Consider the following 17,796-nt stretch of genomic DNA (forward strand, 5'->3'; position numbering starts at 1 on the left):
GTGGCGTTCTTTCTATCATCCACGTTTCTTAGCCCACTGTTAGTAGGCTTGTTAGGTAGTATGCTATTCGAGGCACTGCTGAGCCCTCGCCCACAACCGTTTTGGAAACGTGGCTTAGCGGCAAATACGCTGCACTTTGGTAGCTGGTTACTGCTGTTTGGCGCCTTTATGCTGTTTCTGCAACGCCCTTGGTTTGCTGTTGTTTTCATCTTATCGCTGCAGCTCGTGGTCGTGCAGTCCAGCAATACTAAATCACGCACGCTGAACGAACCTTTTATCTGCCACGATTTTGAATACTTTTGGGATGCTATTTTGCACCCGCGCCTGTATGTGCCTTTTTTCGGCATTGGTCTCGCCATTGCCGCTAGCAGCGCCGGTGCGGTTGCCATTGGGAGCTTTTTGGTTTTTGAACCATCGCTAATCGGCCAATGGGGTGGCACGGCGTTTCTAGTGAATAGCCTAATGCTGATAGCAACCGGTACGCTGCTCGTTTGGCTGGGGTGGCGCAAGCTACCGTCTATTACGCTTAACCCGACCACTGACCTAGATCGACTGGGGCTATTTTCCAGCCTGTGGGCATACGGCATCGCCCTGATGCACTCACAACCGCCCACAGCCGATGCATCGCCCTTTCAGCCACTTGCTCAACATCAGTCACTTGATCAGCACAGCCTTGAGCTAGACGCCGATGCGGCCAAGCCAAACGTTGTACTGGTACAAAGCGAGTCGTTTTTTGATCCTCGCCCATGGTGTAGCGAGATTGCCGCTGACTTACTGCCGAATTATGATGCTACCTGCAAGGAAGCTGTTGTGCAGGGAGCACTGAATGTGCCCGCATGGGGCGCAAACACTGTGCGCACCGAATGTGCTGTTTTAACTGGCATAGCACCTGATACCTGGGGGCCACGCCAATTTAACCCTTACCGTACGCTGTCGCGCCACACACTGCCCAGCATTGCCAGCGCATTTAAAGCCCAAGGCTATCGAACTGTTTGTGTGCATCCTTATCCCGCTACCTTCTATATGCGGGACAGCGTTATTCCCAAACTAGGGTTTGAGACGTTTATCGACATTGGCGAATTCGAAAGCCAGGATAAGCATGGTCAGTACATTGGCGACCAAGCCGTTGCACGAAGAGTTGGACGACTGCTTGAAGATAACGATAATAGGCCACTCTTTGTGTTTGTGATTACTATGGAGAATCACGGCCCTTTACACTTAGAAGCACCGGAAAAGGCCACAGCGGCGTCAACATTACCAGCAGCGCCGTGGCCACTACCGCATCATTTACGTGATTTGGCCGTTTACCTGCACCATTTAGGTGAATCAGATAAAATGCTCGGAAGCGTTAAAGCAGCGCTAAACTCTGCTATAAGACCAGGGCTGCTGGGCTGGTACGGTGACCACGTACCCATACTGCCTGCCGCATATAGGCACTTTTCGCCTCCTGCTAGCAGCACTCCGTACATGATATGGTCAACGGAAGTAGATCGAAATTTGCATGATAAGACGCCCATTGAGCGCACGTCGTGCACGCTGGAAGCAAACGAACTTGGCGTCTACCTATTTAAACGAGCGTTTGGACGCGATATAAGTAGCGATGTGATCAAGGCAGAACCAGAACCTCAGGAGCAAGAATGACTAAACGCGTTGCCATTATCGGCGCCGCCCATCGTTTCCCCGGCACCACACCTGAAACGTTCTGGCAGGACCTGCAAGCCGAAAAAGACCTCGTCACCCAAGTGGCCGCCGACCGTTGGAGCCTCGATGCTTTCCAGCACCCGGACAAACGCCACCCCGGCACCAGCGTCACCTTTGCCGCGGGTAGCCTAGGCGACATAAGCGGATTCGACGCAGAGTTTTTCGGTATTTCGCCCCGTGAAGCGGCAAATATGGACCCGCAACAGCGCATGCTGTTAGAGCTTAGCTGGGAAGCCATGGAAAGCGCGGGCATCGTGCCCAGCACCCTGCGCGGTAGCCAGTGCGGCGTTTTCCTTGGCATCGCAAGCCTTGATTATTCCTATCGCCTTGCCGATGACATGGCGGCGATTGATGCCTCGACCGCGACAGGTAATACCTCAAGTATCGCCTCTAACCGGCTTTCTTACGTCTTTGATCTACATGGCCCCAGCATGTCGCTGGATACCGCCTGCTCCTCTTCCATGGTGGCCTTCCACCAGGCATGCCAATCGATTCGCAGCGGCGAAACCAATATGGCGCTAGCAGGTGGCATCAGCCTGCACCTGCACCCCTATGGTTTTATTATTTTCTCTAAAGCCAGCATGCTCTCGCCCACCGGCCGCTGCCAAGTCTTCGATGAAGCCGGTAATGGTTACGTGCGCTCTGAGGGTGCCGGGCTGTTTTTGCTAAAAGATTATGATCAAGCCGTGGCCGATGGCGACAATATCCTGGCCGTGGTAGCAGGCTCAGCGGTGAACACTGACGGCCACAAATCTGGCCTGACGGTGCCCAACCCCAGCGCTCAAATTGACTTAATGCGTCGTGCCTACGAACAGGCTGGCATCTCGCCGGATGAGATCGACTACCTTGAAGCCCACGGCACCGGTACCGCCGTTGGCGACCCCATTGAAACCCGAGCTATCGGTGAAGCGCTCGGCAAACATCGTAAAACACCGCTGCTGATTGGCTCAGTAAAAAGCAACCTGGGGCATTTAGAAACGGCGTCAGGCGTTGCCGGGCTTGCTAAAGCGCTATATAGCCTGCAGCACCGTGAAGTGCCCGCCACCATTGGTATACGCAACCTTAATCCACGCATCAAATTTGATGAGTGGAATATTAGCGTTGTCACCAAAGCCCAAGCGCTCAAAAAGCAGGGCCGCTTGGTCATTGGCGTTAACTCTTTTGGTTTTGGTGGCGCTAACGCTCACGTGATACTGGAAAGTGCCCCCGAAAAAGCACCTACCCCCCGCCAAGTGCCCGATGTTGCGCTACCCGTTCGCATTAGCGCACGTAGCCAGGAAGCATTGGCGGCGAATGCCCGTGGGCTAGCTAATTTCCTACGCGAAAGCGACCATGCTTTTTATGATATCGCCCACACGCTGAACAGCCACCGCGAACAACACACCTTTGGCGCACTGTGTTTCGCCCAAACAGCGGAAGCCGCTGCCAATGCGCTCAGCCAATTTGCGGAAGGTGAAGCTAGCAGCGTTGTGACACTGGAGCGCTTAGCTAACGCCCGTGGCCCGGTGTTTGTTTACGATGGTAACGGCTGCCAGTGGGAAACCATGGGGCATGACCTGCTAGACAGCGAGCCCGCGTTTAGCGACGCCATTGACCGTGTAGATGCGCTGTTCCAGAAGTATGGGGATTTTTCGCTGCGTGACGAGCTTGCGGGCCGTAATCAGGAAGCGTCCAGCGAAGAAGGCCGCTTTGAGCGCACCGAAATCGCTCAACCCGCCCTGTTCGCACTGCAGGTCGCGTTAACCGAATGGCTTAAAGCCAAGGGTATCGTGCCCACCGCCGTCTTCGGCCACAGCGTGGGCGAAGTTGCTGCTGCGTGGGCATCCGGCGCGTTAACATTAGAAGACGCCGTTAAAGTTATTTATTACCGCAGCTTCTACCAGGGCAAAACCCGTGGTCTTGGGGAAATGACGGCTGTCGCCATCAGCGCGGAAGAGATCGCCCCCTGGCTTGAAAAAGCCGAATTTAGCAACATTAGCTTGGCTGGCATTAACAGCCCCAAAGGCATTACGTTAGCGGGTGACCGTGACCAGCTAAGCGCCATCGAGGCCGCCCTTAGCGAGCAGAGCACCTTTGCAAAGCGCCTGCCTCTGGATTACGCCTTCCACAGCCCCGCCATGGACAGCATCAAAGCGGGCGTCGTGGAAGCCTTGGCTGACATTCGTCCACGCGCCACCCAGATTCCTTATGTATCCACCGTGACCGGCACCATCAGTGAAGGCACACAGTTGGATGCCCATTACTGGTGGCTCAATATTCGTGAACCCGTCCTCTTTGACAACGCCGCGACGGTACTGATTGAGCAGGGTTACAATGTCTTTGTGGAAGTCGGTGCACACCCCATCCTGCGCCGCTATCTAAACGACTCTCTACGCCAGCAAGAGCGCAGCGGCTTAGTGCTAGGCACCATTGAACGGCATAAGTCAGGGGCAGATGGTTTAACCCGCTGCCTCGGCCAAGTGCTGTTAAGCGGGTTAAGCTTCGATAGTCACCACTTCTTCCCCGTCGAAGGCCAGCGCGTCCTGCTGCCACACTACGCCTGGCAACGCACTCACCTTTGGGTGCAAGGCACCAACGATGGCCAAGGGTTGCTTTCCCGCTATTACCAGCACCCGCTGCTTGGCTACCCATTGGCGCAGCAGGATCACACCTGGGAGAGCCAGCTGGATACCAAGCGCCAGCCATGGCTGGCCGATCATGTCGTCGGCGAAGGCGCTGTCTTCCCGGGCGCAGGGTTTGTAGAGCTAACGCTAGCAGCCGCTCTACAGCAGAAAGACACACCGCTTTTAGATATTGAAGAGCTGGAAATTCGCGCACCCTTACTGCTGGATGGCCACAACGGGCGCACTATGCGCTTAACGCTGGACCCAGATGACGGCCGCTTAGCCATCCACTCCCGCGAGCCAGCCACCGGTAGCGAATGGCAGCTAAATGCCGTTGCCCGCCGCATGCGCGAAAGCCGAGGCTTCTTGCTCAATCGAAAAGCGCCAAGCCTGCCAAACCGCGCGCCCGACTATACCCTGGCCGAGCACCTGCAGATGGCCGAACGTATCGGACTGCATTACGGGCCTGCGTTCCAAGCCATTAGCCATGGCTGGATTGAAGGCGACAGCGTCATGGGGGAAATCACCCTATCCGATAGCGTCCAATCGCAGCTCGATACGCTACACCTGCATCCAGGCATTCTGGACAGTGCTTTCCAGATGTTTATTCCGCTGCTGGCTCAACACAACGAGTTTGCCGCCCAGCTAGCCTTCGTGCCGGTTCGTGTTGGGCGCATTCAGGTGAATGCTGAAGCCGGTGCCCCAGTACTGGCACGAGCTGTCATGGGTAAGCGCGCGCCTCACTCCTTCACCGCCGACTTCGAACTATATGACGCAGCCGGTAACGCTGTGGCCGTGCTTAGCGAAACCCGCTTCAAGGCGATTCGCTTAAACCGCGCCCATCACCAGCATTTTAGCTACCTGGATGTTGAATTAACGCCAGCTCCGCTGAACACGGCGGCACTTTCGCTGCCAGGCCATGCGCTCGCCCGACTGGCCGGGCTAAGCGAGGCGTTTACCGCCAGCACCGGTCAACGCTATGCCCAAGAAGTGTCACCGCTACTTGATAGCCTTAGCGAAGCCTTTGCGGGTGTTAATGTTAACGCTGGCGAAGATCAGCTCGCACCGGAAACCATTTGGCAGTTACTGGTGCAGGATTATCCCGATTATTTTGCCCCGATTCATATGGTCGGTCGCTTAGGGCTACACCGAGAGCAATTGACCAGCGGCAACGACACTCTGGAAAGCCTAGGCATTACCGCTGAGCACCTCGCAGGCATTAATCGCGTCCTGATTGGCGAAAGCGGCTGGCAAGTATTAGCCGCCGAGCTGGGTGCCTTAATGGAAGCTACGCTAGCTACACTGCCTACCGGTCAGCGGCTGCAGTTGTTAGAAGCTGGCCCCTGCACCCCAGCCCTTGGCCAGCGACTGCTTGAACAGCTAGCGAACACGGCTATCGCTAACGATGCGTACCACTACCGTGCCATCACTACCAGCGACACGGCTCGCCATCAGGCGGAACAGCTTCAAGAGCGTTTCCCGCTGATGGATATCCAGCCGCTGGAAGAGGCTCTGCCGACGCTTAGCAATGCAGAGAAAGCCCAGCTGGCGTTTATCAGCGTGGACGTGACCCAACCTGAACGTACCCGCCAGTTGATTGAAGCGCTGCCAAGCCAACTTGCGCCAGGCGCTCAGGTAATGGTGATTGGAATTCAGCCGAGCCGTTGGCTTGACGACTTACTGGCCACACCTGGCATCGACCAAACCGCCCTGGAACAAGACAATCTGGTCGAGTGGTTAGCGCAACAAGGCCTTAGCATTTCGCCACCGATTGAGCTGGAAGAGAATGGCGCTTACCTACTGCATGGCCAGTACACAGTCTCCAATGACTCGCAGACGCAAACGGCAGCAGCGGCCTACCATTTAATTGTCTCTGACACTGAGCACGAAGCACTTGCTGCCCAACTCGCAGAGCGGTTAGACACCGCCAATACATGGCTAGCCGTCAGCGACGAATCCCCACAAGCGCTGTTGACTTCAGCACTAGGTGAACGCCAAGACGTACCTGCGGCACTCAATGTGATTGACCTGCGTGGGCTTAAGGGCTCTACAACTGCCGCTCAAACTCAGCGCTGCTACACAGCACAGCAGTGGTCACTGGCATTAGAAGCCAGTGGGCTTGAAGGCCAAGGCAGCCGTGTCACGCTTTGGCTAGCAACCCAGGCTGCCAGTACAGGCGATGACGCCGCGCTATGGGGCTTTGGTCGTTCGCTCGCCAATGAAGCGGTTGGCCATAGCGTCACACTGATCGATCTACCCGACGCGCCCAGCAATGCGGCGTTAAATGCCTTTGTAGCGTCACTAGCTACGCCAGATAGCGAAAACGAGCTGGTAATAACGCTTGAAGGCGAGCGGTTTGCTACCCGTCTGCGCACCCTGCCCGCACCTCACCCGGTCAAGCAGGCAAGCGCTGCGCCTCATCAGGCAATGACGCTGGGGTTTGCCCTACCCGGGCAATTGCGTCAGCTACAGTGGCGGCCACGCCCACTGCCTGAACTTGGCGCGGACGAGGTAGAAATTCGCGTTAAAGCGACGGGACTCAACTTCCGCGATGTCATGTACACCCTGGGCTTACTGTCTGATGAAGCGATTGAAAATGGCTTCGCTGGACCGACCCTGGGGCTTGAGTTCTCGGGCGAGGTGCTTGCTGTTGGTGCCAATGTTCAGCACGTCGTTCCTGGCCAGGCGGTCGTGGGCTTTGGACCCGCTAGCTTCAGCGACCGTCTCATTGCCAGCCAGAATGCTGTAGCGCCCCTTCCGGAAGGCGTCAGCTATGCTGCTGCCGCGACAATCCCGACCACGTTCTTCACCGTGTACTACGCGCTAAAACATCTGGCGCGCTTGGAGCCCGGTGAGAAAGTGCTGATTCACGGTGCCGCTGGCGGTGTGGGTATCGCCGCGCTGCAAATTGCCCAGTGGCTGGGTGCCGATATCTACGCCACCGTTGGCTCTGAAGAGAAGCGCGACTTCCTGCGCCTTATGGGTGAAGAGCGTATCTACGACTCCCGCTCGCTGACGTTTGCCGAAGAGATCCTAGAGGATACGCAAGGCGAAGGCGTGGATGTCGTACTGAACTCATTGGCAGGCGAAGCGATTAACCAAAACCTCCGCGCACTACGCCCGTTTGGTCGCTTCCTGGAATTAGGTAAACGGGACTTCTATGAAAACACTCATATTGGCCTGCGCCCGTTCCGTAACAACTTAAGCTACTTCGGCATCGACTCTGACCAGTTGATGAAAGTGCAGCCTGCCCTCACCCAGCGCCTGTTCGGTGAAATGATGGCACTATTTAACGACGGTACACTCAGCCCGCTGCCGTTCACGGCGTTCAGTCACAACCAAGTGATTGATGCCTTCCGTTACATGCAGCAAGCACGTCAGATCGGCAAAGTAGTGGTCACCTACGAACAGCCTATTGCGCCACCGCGTAACGAACTATTAGGCACTGGCACGATGACGCTCACAGCCGACGCCAGCTATCTAGTAACCGGTGGTTTGGGTGGCTTTGGCCTAAAAACGGCTCAATGGTTAGTCAGTAAAGGCGCACGCCAGCTTATCCTGTTAAGCCGTAGCGGCCCCGCTAGCGAAGAAGCCCAAGCCGCTATCGCGGCCTTCGAAGCCCAAGGCGTGACGGTGCTGGCTGCAGCCTGTGATATTACCGATCACGACGCGCTAGCCAGTGTTATGGAGCGCGCGAAACGCGAGCTTAGCCCGTTGCGTGGCATCGTGCATGCCGCAACAGTGATCGACGACGGCTTGATTCGCAATTTAGATGCCGAGCGTATTCACAAGGTGCTGGCTCCTAAAATTGACGGTGCCCGTCATCTGGACGCCCTTACCCAGGACATCTCACTCGACTTCTTTGTGCTCTACTCCTCGGCGACGACGCTATTTGGCAACCCAGGACAAGCCAATTACGTTGCTGCCAACCACTGGCTAGAAGCCTTTGCTGCCCGCCGTCGCGCCGCTGGACTACCCGCTACCTGCGTACGCTGGGGGGCTATTGAAGATGTCGGTTTCTTGGCACGCAACACGCGCACCCGCGATGCGTTGCAAGAGCGCTTAGGCGGTTCTGCGCTGCGCTCTGATGACGCCCTTAAAGTGCTTGAACAAATGTTGCTGACGCCCGGGCCAAGCCTTGGTGTACTTGAGCTGGAATGGGGCGCACTAGCGCGCTTCCTGCCCACCGCCCAAGTACCACGGTTTAACGAAATTGCCCGCACCAGCGATGATGACGGCAGCGTTGACCACGATGACGATATCAGCGCGCTACTGGCCGATCTTTCACCAGAAGAGCTGCATAGCACCATTACCGATCTATTGCGCGCAGAGCTAGCTAGTATCCTGCTGATTGATGAAGAGAAAATCGACATTCATCGTTCAGTATACGATATGGGCTTTGACTCGCTTATGGGCGTTGAATTGATGACCGCCATCGAGAATCGCCTGAACGTACAAGTACCGGTGATGGTGTTGAGTGAAGCGTCTACGCTGCACAAACTGGCCGGTGTGCTGATTCAAAAGTTACATCAGCATGACAATGATGTTGAAGAAACGCCACAAGATGCGTTAGCCTCTCTGGCCGCTCGCCACGGGGCGGACGGACTCAATAATGAGCCGGCTTCAACATCTACCACCGAGACACCATGACCGTAAAGCGCTCTGAACTGAAACGACAGCTGCTGGAACAGGCACGCAAGCGCCCAACGCCCCGTGCCGCGAGCACCCAGGCGCCTGCTATATCAGGCGCCGAAGCCACTCGGACTGTTCCCGAGCGCTTTACACGATTTGATGCCCACCCGGGCTATCAACAGCTAGTCATGATGCGCCAGGGCGCAAAACAGCTCGGGCTGATTGACCCGTTTTTTAAAGTCCATGACGGCCTCGCCGGTGCCACCAGCGTGATTGATGGCCATGAGTGCATTAATTTCGCCAGCTATAACTACCTGGGTTACTCCGGTGACCCGCGGGTTGTTCAAGCGGCATCCGACGCAGCGGCTCACTACGGCACCTCCGTTTCCGCCAGTCGCGTAGTCTCCGGTGAACGACCTATTCACGGTCAACTAGAGCAAGCGATCGCCGATATCTATGGGGTTGAAGACGCGGTTGTTTTTGTCAGTGGTCACGCAACCAATGTGTCGACCCTTGGCTATCTATTAGGCCCGAAAGATCTTGTGCTGCATGATGAGTACATCCACAACAGCTCGTTGGTCGGCGCGCAGCTTTCCGGCGCCAAGCGTATGTCTTTCAGCCATAACGATCCCGCTGCGCTAGACGCCCTGTTAAGCCGCCATCGCCATCAATTTGAACGCGTTCTTGTCGTCATTGAAGGGCTTTACAGCATGGATGGCGATATCCCCGATCTGCCCCGCTTTATTGAGCTAAAGCAGCGCCATCAGGCGTGGCTGATGGTCGATGAAGCGCATTCGTTTGGCGTCATGGGCGACACCGGGCTAGGCTTACGAGAACACTTTGCGATTGACCCAGCCGATGTTGATATATGGATGGGCACTATGAGCAAAACGCTATCAGGCTGCGGGGGCTATATTGCCGGCAATAAAGCGCTGGTCGAAACACTGCGCTACTTTGCACCCGGTTTTCTTTACAGTGTCGGCATGCCCGCTCAAGTGGCTGCACCTTCGCTTAAAGTACTGGAATTAATGCCCCAGGAAACCGAACGCGTTACCCAGCTACAGGCAATTTCGCGCTACTTCCTGGAGCAGGCGCAAGCGCGGGGAATGGATACCGGCCATAGCATTGGCTCTGCCGTTGTACCCGTTATTGTGGGCAGCTCGCCGCTCGCGGCACACCTCTCCCATGCGCTGTTTGCACAGCACATTAACGTGCAGCCTATTCTGTATCCTGCGGTCCCTGAAAAAAGTGCTCGGCTACGCTTTTTTCTTTCCTGTGAGCACACCAAGGATCACGTTGACCAAACGCTGGATGCACTCGCGCTACTGCTTGCAAACGCCAAAGGGTGATTTATGGAGGAATTGGGAACCCAAGCCGAGCGGGCTACTCCCTGCTGGTATGTGATTCAATGCAAAGGCGGCGAATCATTTCGCGCCGCAGAGCACCTCACCAACCAAGGCTATGAGGTGTTCCATCCTGTGCTTAATGCTAAACGTAAGCGCCAAGGCAAACTCACGCTGGTATCCGAGCCGCTTTTCCCCTATTACCTGTTTATTCGGCTGGATCAGACCGTCAGCAACTGGCGGCCAATTCGCTCTACCCGCGGCGTGCTGCGACTACTCACCTTTGGCAACACGCCCATCGCCGTGCCGGATGCCCTGGTAGATACCCTTCGCGCACAGCCGCATCATCAAGAAGGCAGCCACAGCTACTTCTGCGCTGGGGAAAAAGTGACGATCACCGACGGCCCCTTCAAAGATTTAGAAGCCGTTTTCAAACGTTGCAAAGGCGAAGAGCGCGCTATCGTGCTGCTTAACGTGCTACAACGCCCTCAGGATGTTGAGATCTCTGTCGATAATCTACAGAAAAAATAACCCGCTGCCCGAAGCACAACAGCGCCTCGGGCAGGGACACATCACATGCTCTGGTCAACCACTTCCTCAGCACTCAACCCCTCTTCACTATCTACCACGTCGAGCTGCTCCAGGAAGAAGCTGCGTGCGGCTTCACCGTTAACACCACGCTCATTAGCCGCGGCCTCCCACTGACTTGGCAGATCTGCGGCGATTTGTTGGAAACGCTCAAGCTCTTCGGCGGGCAGTTCCACAAACGTGTTGCCCTGCTGTTGCGCAAACTCGACGCCACGCTCATCCACCACATCCATCATGTAGCCAAACAAACGAGACAGTCGTTCTCCCGACACGCTTTCAATGGCTGTGCGGTCCTCTTCAGAAAGCGAGGCCCATGTATCAGGGTTGATAACCAGCGAGAAACTGCCCCGATAAAAACCACCCGGCATCTGAACGGTGTAGGGCAGCACTTCCGCTAGACGAAAACTTTTGAGCCCTTCAAGTGTTAGCATCGCGCCATCAATAACGCCCTGTGTAGCAGCCTCATAAGTGCTGGCGGGAGGTAATGCTACGCCGGTAAGCTCAAGTGCATTCGAGATGTCTGCCATAATGCCGCCACCAATACGAACACGCTTACCGTCTAGATCATCAAGACTATCAATCTCTTCGCCAAGATAAAGCGCACCCGGCCCATGTACCCCAACCCCAATCACCTCAACCCCACGGTGCTCATTAGCCTCGGCTAGGAACTCGTTATGGGTACGCCAATAAGCCACCGACGCAGACTCGGACGAGAAGTCTTCAAACGTGGGCAGTTCGGGCAGTTTGGTCAGCTCGAAACGACCCGGCATTAATCCATGAAAAAGCCAGGTAACGTCGGCCACGCCATCTGCGATTAATTCCATTTGCGAGCCTGGTGGGCCCATATCATGAACAACGTTAACAGTGACGCGCCCTTCGGTTGCTTCCTCTACCCAACTTCCCCATGTTGGCCAAACAATAGTGTTCACGCCGTGATTAGGGCCTGCCCAAGTACTAATCTGCAGTTCAGTCGCGGCGATGGCATGCTGTAAAGCGCCTAATGACATCAAGGCAGAAAAGATTGTCAGTGTGGCGATTTTTTTCATTATTAATTTCCTCTCTTTGATTACAGGATTAGCGTGCAACGTGATGCGTTTTAATATTGTTAGTTGCTGTTTGTAAATTGCTAGCGGTCAGAGAGCAAGAACAAGACGCTCCCCTTTAGCTCTCGAACAGCAGGCCATCATCCGATCACTGGCAGCCCGCTCAGCACGGCTGAGTACCAAGTCACGGTGGTCAATATCCCCCTCGACAACAGCGACTTCACAAGTACCGCACAAACCTTCACAGCAGTCACTGGGCACATCAACGCCAAACGCCGTCAGTGCTTCAAGCAAGGTCTGATCACTCCCGACCTGAAGCGTCACGTTAGAGTCGCTAAGTACTACCTCGAAGGCATGCTCTTGTTCAGGATCAAGGATGTTTGAGCGAGCCGAAAAATGTTCAACATGTAAGACGCCTTCAGGCCAGCTCTGCGCCAATACCTCGAGCGCCTCTAACATTCGTTCAGGGCCGCAACAGTAGACCTGATCACCCTTGGCTACACTACTCAGTGCGGTTGAGATATCAAGCCGACAGCCCTCATCTCTTGCATGAACGGTTAGCGCTGCGCTGTGATCACGCTCGACGCGCTCCAAAAAGGCCATGGTTTGCCGCCCGGCGCCGCAATAGTGAAGAGTGTAAGGTTTGCCTAATGCCTTAAGTTGATCCGCCATGGTAAGAATCGGCGTAATACCAATACCGCCAGCGATGAGGGTATAGCGCTCAGCAGTCAGGTCCAGGTGAAAATGGTTCTTCGGGCCAGCAATATGCAGTATGTCACCGGGCTTGAGCGTGCTGTGAAAATACAATGAACCACCACGCCCCGTCGGCTCACGTAGAATAGCAATAGACAAACGATGCCGGTCATTGCGCTTGCCACACAGCGAGTAATAGCGCCGCCATTCGCCTGAGACCAGTTCGATATGTGAGCCAGGCGACCAGTCCGGCAGCTCACGGCCATAGGGGTCGACAAGATCAATCCGAACGACTTCCTCGGCTTCACGCTCTACCTCAGCGACTAAAACCCGCCGCACAATATCCTCTTTAATAGGCGCACCAATATGGAAATGTGTCGGGTTCTCAAGCACCGCACGGTTACGACGCTCAGGGTTCTGCTCAGGATCCCACTCCACCCAAAGCGAGGTTGGTCCCCGGAAAGAGGTATTGGGCAGGTACTCGAACGCTTGATCCTCAATAAGATGTATATGGGGTAAACGGCGGACAAACTCATCTAGAATAATCCGCATTTCCATGCGGGCAATATTTTTACCCATACATTGATGCGCACCATAACCGAAGGTGAAATGCTCTGCTGAGTTATGGCGGTAGATATCAAACTCGTCAGGGTTTTCAAAATGTCGTGGATCACGGTTTGCCGACGCTTGTACCAACAATAGTTTGCCGCCTTTAGGGATCGTCACACCCCCTACGTCAGCATCCTCAGTAGCGATACGCCGCCAAGCCACCACCGAGCCAGCGGCACGGAGACACTCCTCAATGGCACTAGGAATTAGCGTCGGGTTCTCACAGATATCATTCCAAGAAGCACGGTTCGATAGCAGGATGCGGAAAGCGTTTGTGGTGGCGAAAGCAGTCGTCTCATGAGCAGCTACCAAAATAGCCATCATCATTGAGCGCAGGTAACTCTCAGGCACAACCTCGGGGTGCTGGTTGTGCATACGAATCGAATCATACATCCACCCCTCACCGGTTGGATCTTCGCGCATGCGATCAAGAATAGTCTGCGCCGTTTTCCAGAATTGCCCTACGTCTTCAGCAATCTTCAGCTGCTGTTCTGGCGAGGGGCGCCCCCAAGTGTTAAGCGTGTGGGCGACCGAGAATTTGCGAAGCTCTTTGGCATCTTCGCTGGGCACCCCCAGAAAGCGCAGCGCCACGGTCATGGGAATTTCCCGAAACATCTCCTCTACCAGATCCGCGCGGCCTTTATCGATGAAATGATCCATATAGCTACGCACTAACTCACGAACCCATGCCTCATGCTTCTCGAGGTTTTCAGGCAGGAACGCCTCCATCAGCAGGCGGCGGCGCTCCATGTGGTCTGGCTCATCCTCATTGACCATGGTGCGGCGCATTGCAAAGCCATAGCTTTCGAGAATTTTTACCGCTTCGGGTGGCGCTGGCGTCAATTTTTCCAACGCGATAGCGGGAGAAAAGGTCAGATTGTCACGAAAAACAGCTTTTACCTCTTCATAGCGGCTGACAACCCAGTAACCAAGCTTGGGGCTGAAGAATACCGGCTCCTGCTCGCGAGACCAGCGTAGCGCCTCGGCGGGGTCAAGCTGGTAAGACGCGCCGAAAGGATCAAAGGCAGCAGCATCACGCGAAACGGGGCACCCCGTCGGTGATGTCAGCGTTGTTTGGCTAGTTCCATGACTAGTTGCTTGAGCGGGCTGATGAAAAGGACAGCCCTCTGCCATTCCATCGGGCTGGCGTACAGGTGTGGTCATGATGTCTCCAAGGGGGAACGCTCAACAAGATGCTTGTTTTATTTTTTTGTATCTATTAACGCACAACTATAATCTATTATAGAGACAAAAAAATAGATGAAGAATCACGCACCGTCAATACATGTTTGCAGCCCCAAGGTACTGCGCCATACTTGTCGATCCTTCATTGTCCATACGCAAACGTCTGTTCGAGGTTCTTTACTGATGTCGTCCACGCTTCAAACGCTTGATCGCGGCCTGCTCGCCTTAAAAATAGTTTCCGAGCATAATGAAGGTATCAGCATTGCTAAGCTTGCTGAGGAGCTTGAAGTACACAGGACTATCGCCTATCGCATCGTCGCTACGCTCGAGTCACATGCCCTGCTTACCCGCACACAGGGAGGCACCCTTAGGTTGGGCGCAGGCATTACCTTGCTAGCTTCTCGTTTTGAACCCCAGCTCCATACGGTCGCCCTGCCACTGTTAAAAACCCTGGCCAAAGCAACACGCGCGACCGCGTTTATTTCGCTAGCCCAAGGGGAAGAGTGCATGGTGACGCTGGTCGCTGAGCCTGAAGAGGGAATGCTGCGTGTGGGCTACCGTGTTGGCAGCCGCCATCCATTAACACTAGGTGCGGCGGGTATCGCAATTCTGGCAGGACGAGCACCCCAGGAAGAGGACAGCCCTGAGGTTAAGCAAGCCCGCGCTGATGGCTATAGCCTCACGCGGGGGCAACTGCAACGCGGTGCGGTTGGCGTAGCCAGCCACATTCCGACTACCCGGTCTCGTAGTGGCATGGAAGCGTGTGTTGGGGTCGTCGCGATGGATGACCTGGATAGTGAGCGAGCAATTCGCGAGGTAAAGATTTCCGCGATACAGCTAGCTGAGCTGATAGGCCAGTAGTGATAAGACCAGTAGTATAAGGACAGACGTGATAAGGACACGGCGAACTGGCACGCTTTGCGACCCGTTCGCCATTAGGCATCGGTTCGTACTTGAAAGCGGTAATGCAGCACTCCTCTCCAGAACGGAGAGTCATCACTACTTACTTGCCACTACTTACTTGTCACTACCTACTTGTCACTACCTACTTGTCACTACCTACTTAGCGATGAAACTGCTTCTCCCGCTCGGGCTGCCAGAAAATCGCATCGATACGTAGGCGCACTTCGGTGTTGTTGGGTAGCGGCCACTCAATGACATCTCCCACGCGCAAGCCAATTAACGCTGCGCCTATTGGCGCCATCACCGAAATTCCATCCTCAACACTTTCAAGCGCATGAGGATATACCAGCGTTCGAATCATCTGCCGTTCGCGGGTCAGGTCAGTAAAACGTATCTGGCTATTCATACTAACCACATCTTCAGGAATGTCCTGAGGGTCAAGTATCTCTCCGCGTGTCAACTCCTCTTCCAGTAACTCCGCCACCATCATGTCTTTTTCAGCTGCATTATCAATCAAGCGCTGAAGTCGTTCAGCATCAAGACGATTAATGATAATAGGAGGACGCTGCCCCATTTCTACTCTCCTCGGAAAGCAATCAATAGTGATGTCAGTGAGCATAAAACGCACCAACGAAAACAGCCCTTCCCCAGAGGGAAAGGACTGTATTACGACAGTGTATGTGGTTTAGCTAATAAAAGCGATTAGATAACGCCCTGTTCAATCATCGCATCGGCCACTTTGCGGAAGCCGGCAATGTTAGCGCCCAATACAAGATTGTCAGGTTCACCAAACTCACTTGCCGTATCTGCACACTGACGATGAATATCCGCCATAATTTGTTTAAGCTTCTGATCAACTTTGTCTAACGGCCACTGCTCCATACTGCTGTTTTGGGCCATCTCCAACTGACTCGTCGCCACGCCACCTGCATTTGCCGCCTTGCCGGGGCCATAGGCAATCTTAGCTTCCAAAAAGACATCTACCGCCTCTTTAGTGGAAGGCATATTGGCCCCCTCGCTCACACAGGTAACGCCATTCGCCAACAGTGTTTTGGCATCAGCTTCGGTCAGCTCGTTTTGCGTCGCACAAGGGAATGCTGCCTCGCCTTCAATACGCCAAACCGCGTGACCATCCTGCGGGTAATCCCGAGCCGCAATATAGTGAGCTTCCGGGTGCTCATGCAGGTAGCTTTCCAACGAGTCACGCTGGACTTCTTTTAACTGTTTTAGCAAACCTAAATCGATACCGCTAGGGTCGTGAATAGTCCCTTTGGAATCACTACAGGTAACGGGCTTGGCACCCAGCTCATAGAGCTTCTCGATCGTATAAATCGCCACATTACCCGCACCAGATACCAAGCAGGTTTTACCCCGCAAGGCGTCGCCTTTGGCTGCTAGCATGTTTTCGGCAAAATAAACCGCACCGTAGCCAGTGGCCTCTTTACGACCGAGGGAACCACCCCAGTTTAGACCTTTCCCCGTCAGCACGCCCTCGTAACGTCCCGTTAAGCGCTTATATTGACCAAATAGATAGCCTATTTCTCGTCCACCAACGCCCATGTCTCCAGCGGGCACATCGGTATGCGGCCCAATATGACGATACAGCTCCGACATAAACGCCTGACAGAAACGCATGATTTCGTTGTCAGACTTCCCTTTTGGGTCAAAGTCAGCGCCGCCTTTACCACCGCCAATCGGCAATCCCGTTAACGCGTTTTTAAAAATTTGCTCAAATCCTAAAAACTTAATGGTGCCCGACGTCACGCTGGGGTGAAAACGCAAACCGCCTTTATAAGGGCCAAGCGCCGAATTAAATTGCACGCGATAGCCTTTGTTGACTTGTACACGACCAGCATCATCCACCCAACTCACCCGGAACATGACCTGACGCTCCGGCTCAACAATGCGCTCAATAATACTGTGCTGATGGTAATGCGGCGCACGTTCGAACAGTGGGCGAAGACACTCAAGCACTTCCTCAGTGGCTTGATAAAACTCAGTTTGTGCAGGGCTACTTTTCGCTAAACGTGTCAGCGTATCGTGAACATAAGGCATATATAGATACCCTTTTATAGTTAAAAACGTCGATTTGCTGGCCAGAGCGATGACGTATTTAACTGCGAGCACGCAAACCTGCATACCCTATGCCGGTTCGGTATAGGCAAGAAACACATTAAAAATAGACTAAAGTGGTAGCCTTATCGCCCCGTTTTGGTGCAATTAACGAACACTAATAAACGAAAAATAAACGTATTTAAATAGCTACGCACGCTTGGGTGCCAGTTCAAAAAGTGTTTAAACACAGTTGATGTTGCCCCCCACTTTTTAACTTCTTAATACTCGCAGTGCTTTTTTAGTATTACGTGCTAACTTAAAAATAGGCGTGAATTTTACCAAATTCTACTGAGCATTTTAGGCCTTGAGTTAGATCTAGCTAGGTCTTGAGTTAGTGTTTGAGACAGATCTTAAGTGAGGCCTTGAGTCAATAAGCGAAAT

General features: G+C 54.3%; 9 protein-coding genes. 5 read left to right on the top strand and 4 right to left on the bottom strand.

Going from position 1 to position 17,796, the window contains the following annotated elements; all coding sequences use genetic code 11:
* Genes IR195_RS13430 through rfaH form a run of 4 tightly spaced genes read left to right on the top strand, consistent with a single transcriptional unit; the run spans window position 1 to window position 10,810 of the window.
* Window positions 1-1,641: an LTA synthase family protein gene (locus IR195_RS13430; RefSeq protein ID WP_241006723.1), complete on the top strand. Its 1,641-nt coding sequence runs from the start codon at window positions 1-3 to the stop codon at window positions 1,639-1,641.
* Window positions 1,638-8,954 (top strand): type I polyketide synthase, encoded by a 7,317-nt coding sequence (locus IR195_RS13435; protein ID WP_206047805.1) that lies wholly within the window; start codon window positions 1,638-1,640, stop codon window positions 8,952-8,954. The genes IR195_RS13430 and IR195_RS13435 overlap by 4 nt, the downstream gene beginning before the upstream one ends.
* Window positions 8,951-10,285, top strand: coding sequence for an aminotransferase class I/II-fold pyridoxal phosphate-dependent enzyme (locus IR195_RS13440; RefSeq protein WP_146943142.1), 1,335 nt, complete (start codon window positions 8,951-8,953; stop codon window positions 10,283-10,285). Before IR195_RS13435 ends, IR195_RS13440 begins: the two co-directional genes overlap by 4 nt.
* A gap of 3 nt (window positions 10,286-10,288) precedes the next feature.
* Window positions 10,289-10,810 (top strand): transcription/translation regulatory transformer protein RfaH, encoded by a 522-nt coding sequence (gene rfaH, locus IR195_RS13445; RefSeq protein ID WP_146943140.1) that lies wholly within the window; start codon window positions 10,289-10,291, stop codon window positions 10,808-10,810.
* Window positions 10,811-10,851: 41 nt separating this feature from the next.
* Here rfaH and IR195_RS13450 read toward each other — a convergent pair whose 3' ends face one another.
* Window positions 10,852-11,913 carry a TRAP transporter substrate-binding protein gene (locus tag IR195_RS13450; RefSeq protein WP_206047806.1) on the bottom strand — a complete coding sequence of 354 codons (1,062 nt, stop codon included), beginning with the start codon at window positions 11,911-11,913 and terminating at the stop codon, window positions 10,852-10,854.
* Window positions 11,914-12,000: 87 nt separating this feature from the next.
* On the bottom strand, window positions 12,001-14,376 hold the full coding sequence (locus tag IR195_RS13455; RefSeq protein WP_206047807.1) for a cytochrome P450/oxidoreductase: 2,376 nt from the start codon (window positions 14,374-14,376) through the stop codon (window positions 12,001-12,003).
* A 204-nt stretch (window positions 14,377-14,580) separates the two neighbouring features.
* On the opposite strand from IR195_RS13455, the gene IR195_RS13460 reads away from it, so the two are divergent.
* The gene (locus IR195_RS13460; protein WP_125749738.1) at window positions 14,581-15,258 is read left to right on the top strand and encodes an IclR family transcriptional regulator; all 678 of its coding nucleotides are present in this window, start codon (window positions 14,581-14,583) and stop codon (window positions 15,256-15,258) included.
* Window positions 15,259-15,460: 202 nt separating this feature from the next.
* Here IR195_RS13460 and rnk read toward each other — a convergent pair whose 3' ends face one another.
* Together rnk and gdhA are read right to left on the bottom strand one after the other, a co-directional pair.
* Window positions 15,461-15,874, bottom strand: coding sequence for a nucleoside diphosphate kinase regulator (rnk, locus tag IR195_RS13465; RefSeq protein WP_125749740.1), 414 nt, complete (start codon window positions 15,872-15,874; stop codon window positions 15,461-15,463).
* A gap of 128 nt (window positions 15,875-16,002) precedes the next feature.
* Window positions 16,003-17,355 (bottom strand): NADP-specific glutamate dehydrogenase, encoded by a 1,353-nt coding sequence (gene gdhA / locus IR195_RS13470; protein WP_206047808.1) that lies wholly within the window; start codon window positions 17,353-17,355, stop codon window positions 16,003-16,005.
* Window positions 17,356-17,796: the final 441 nt, after the last annotated feature.

This window comes from Vreelandella venusta (assembly GCF_015689495.1).
Classification (GTDB): Bacteria; Pseudomonadota; Gammaproteobacteria; order Pseudomonadales; family Halomonadaceae; genus Vreelandella; species Vreelandella venusta.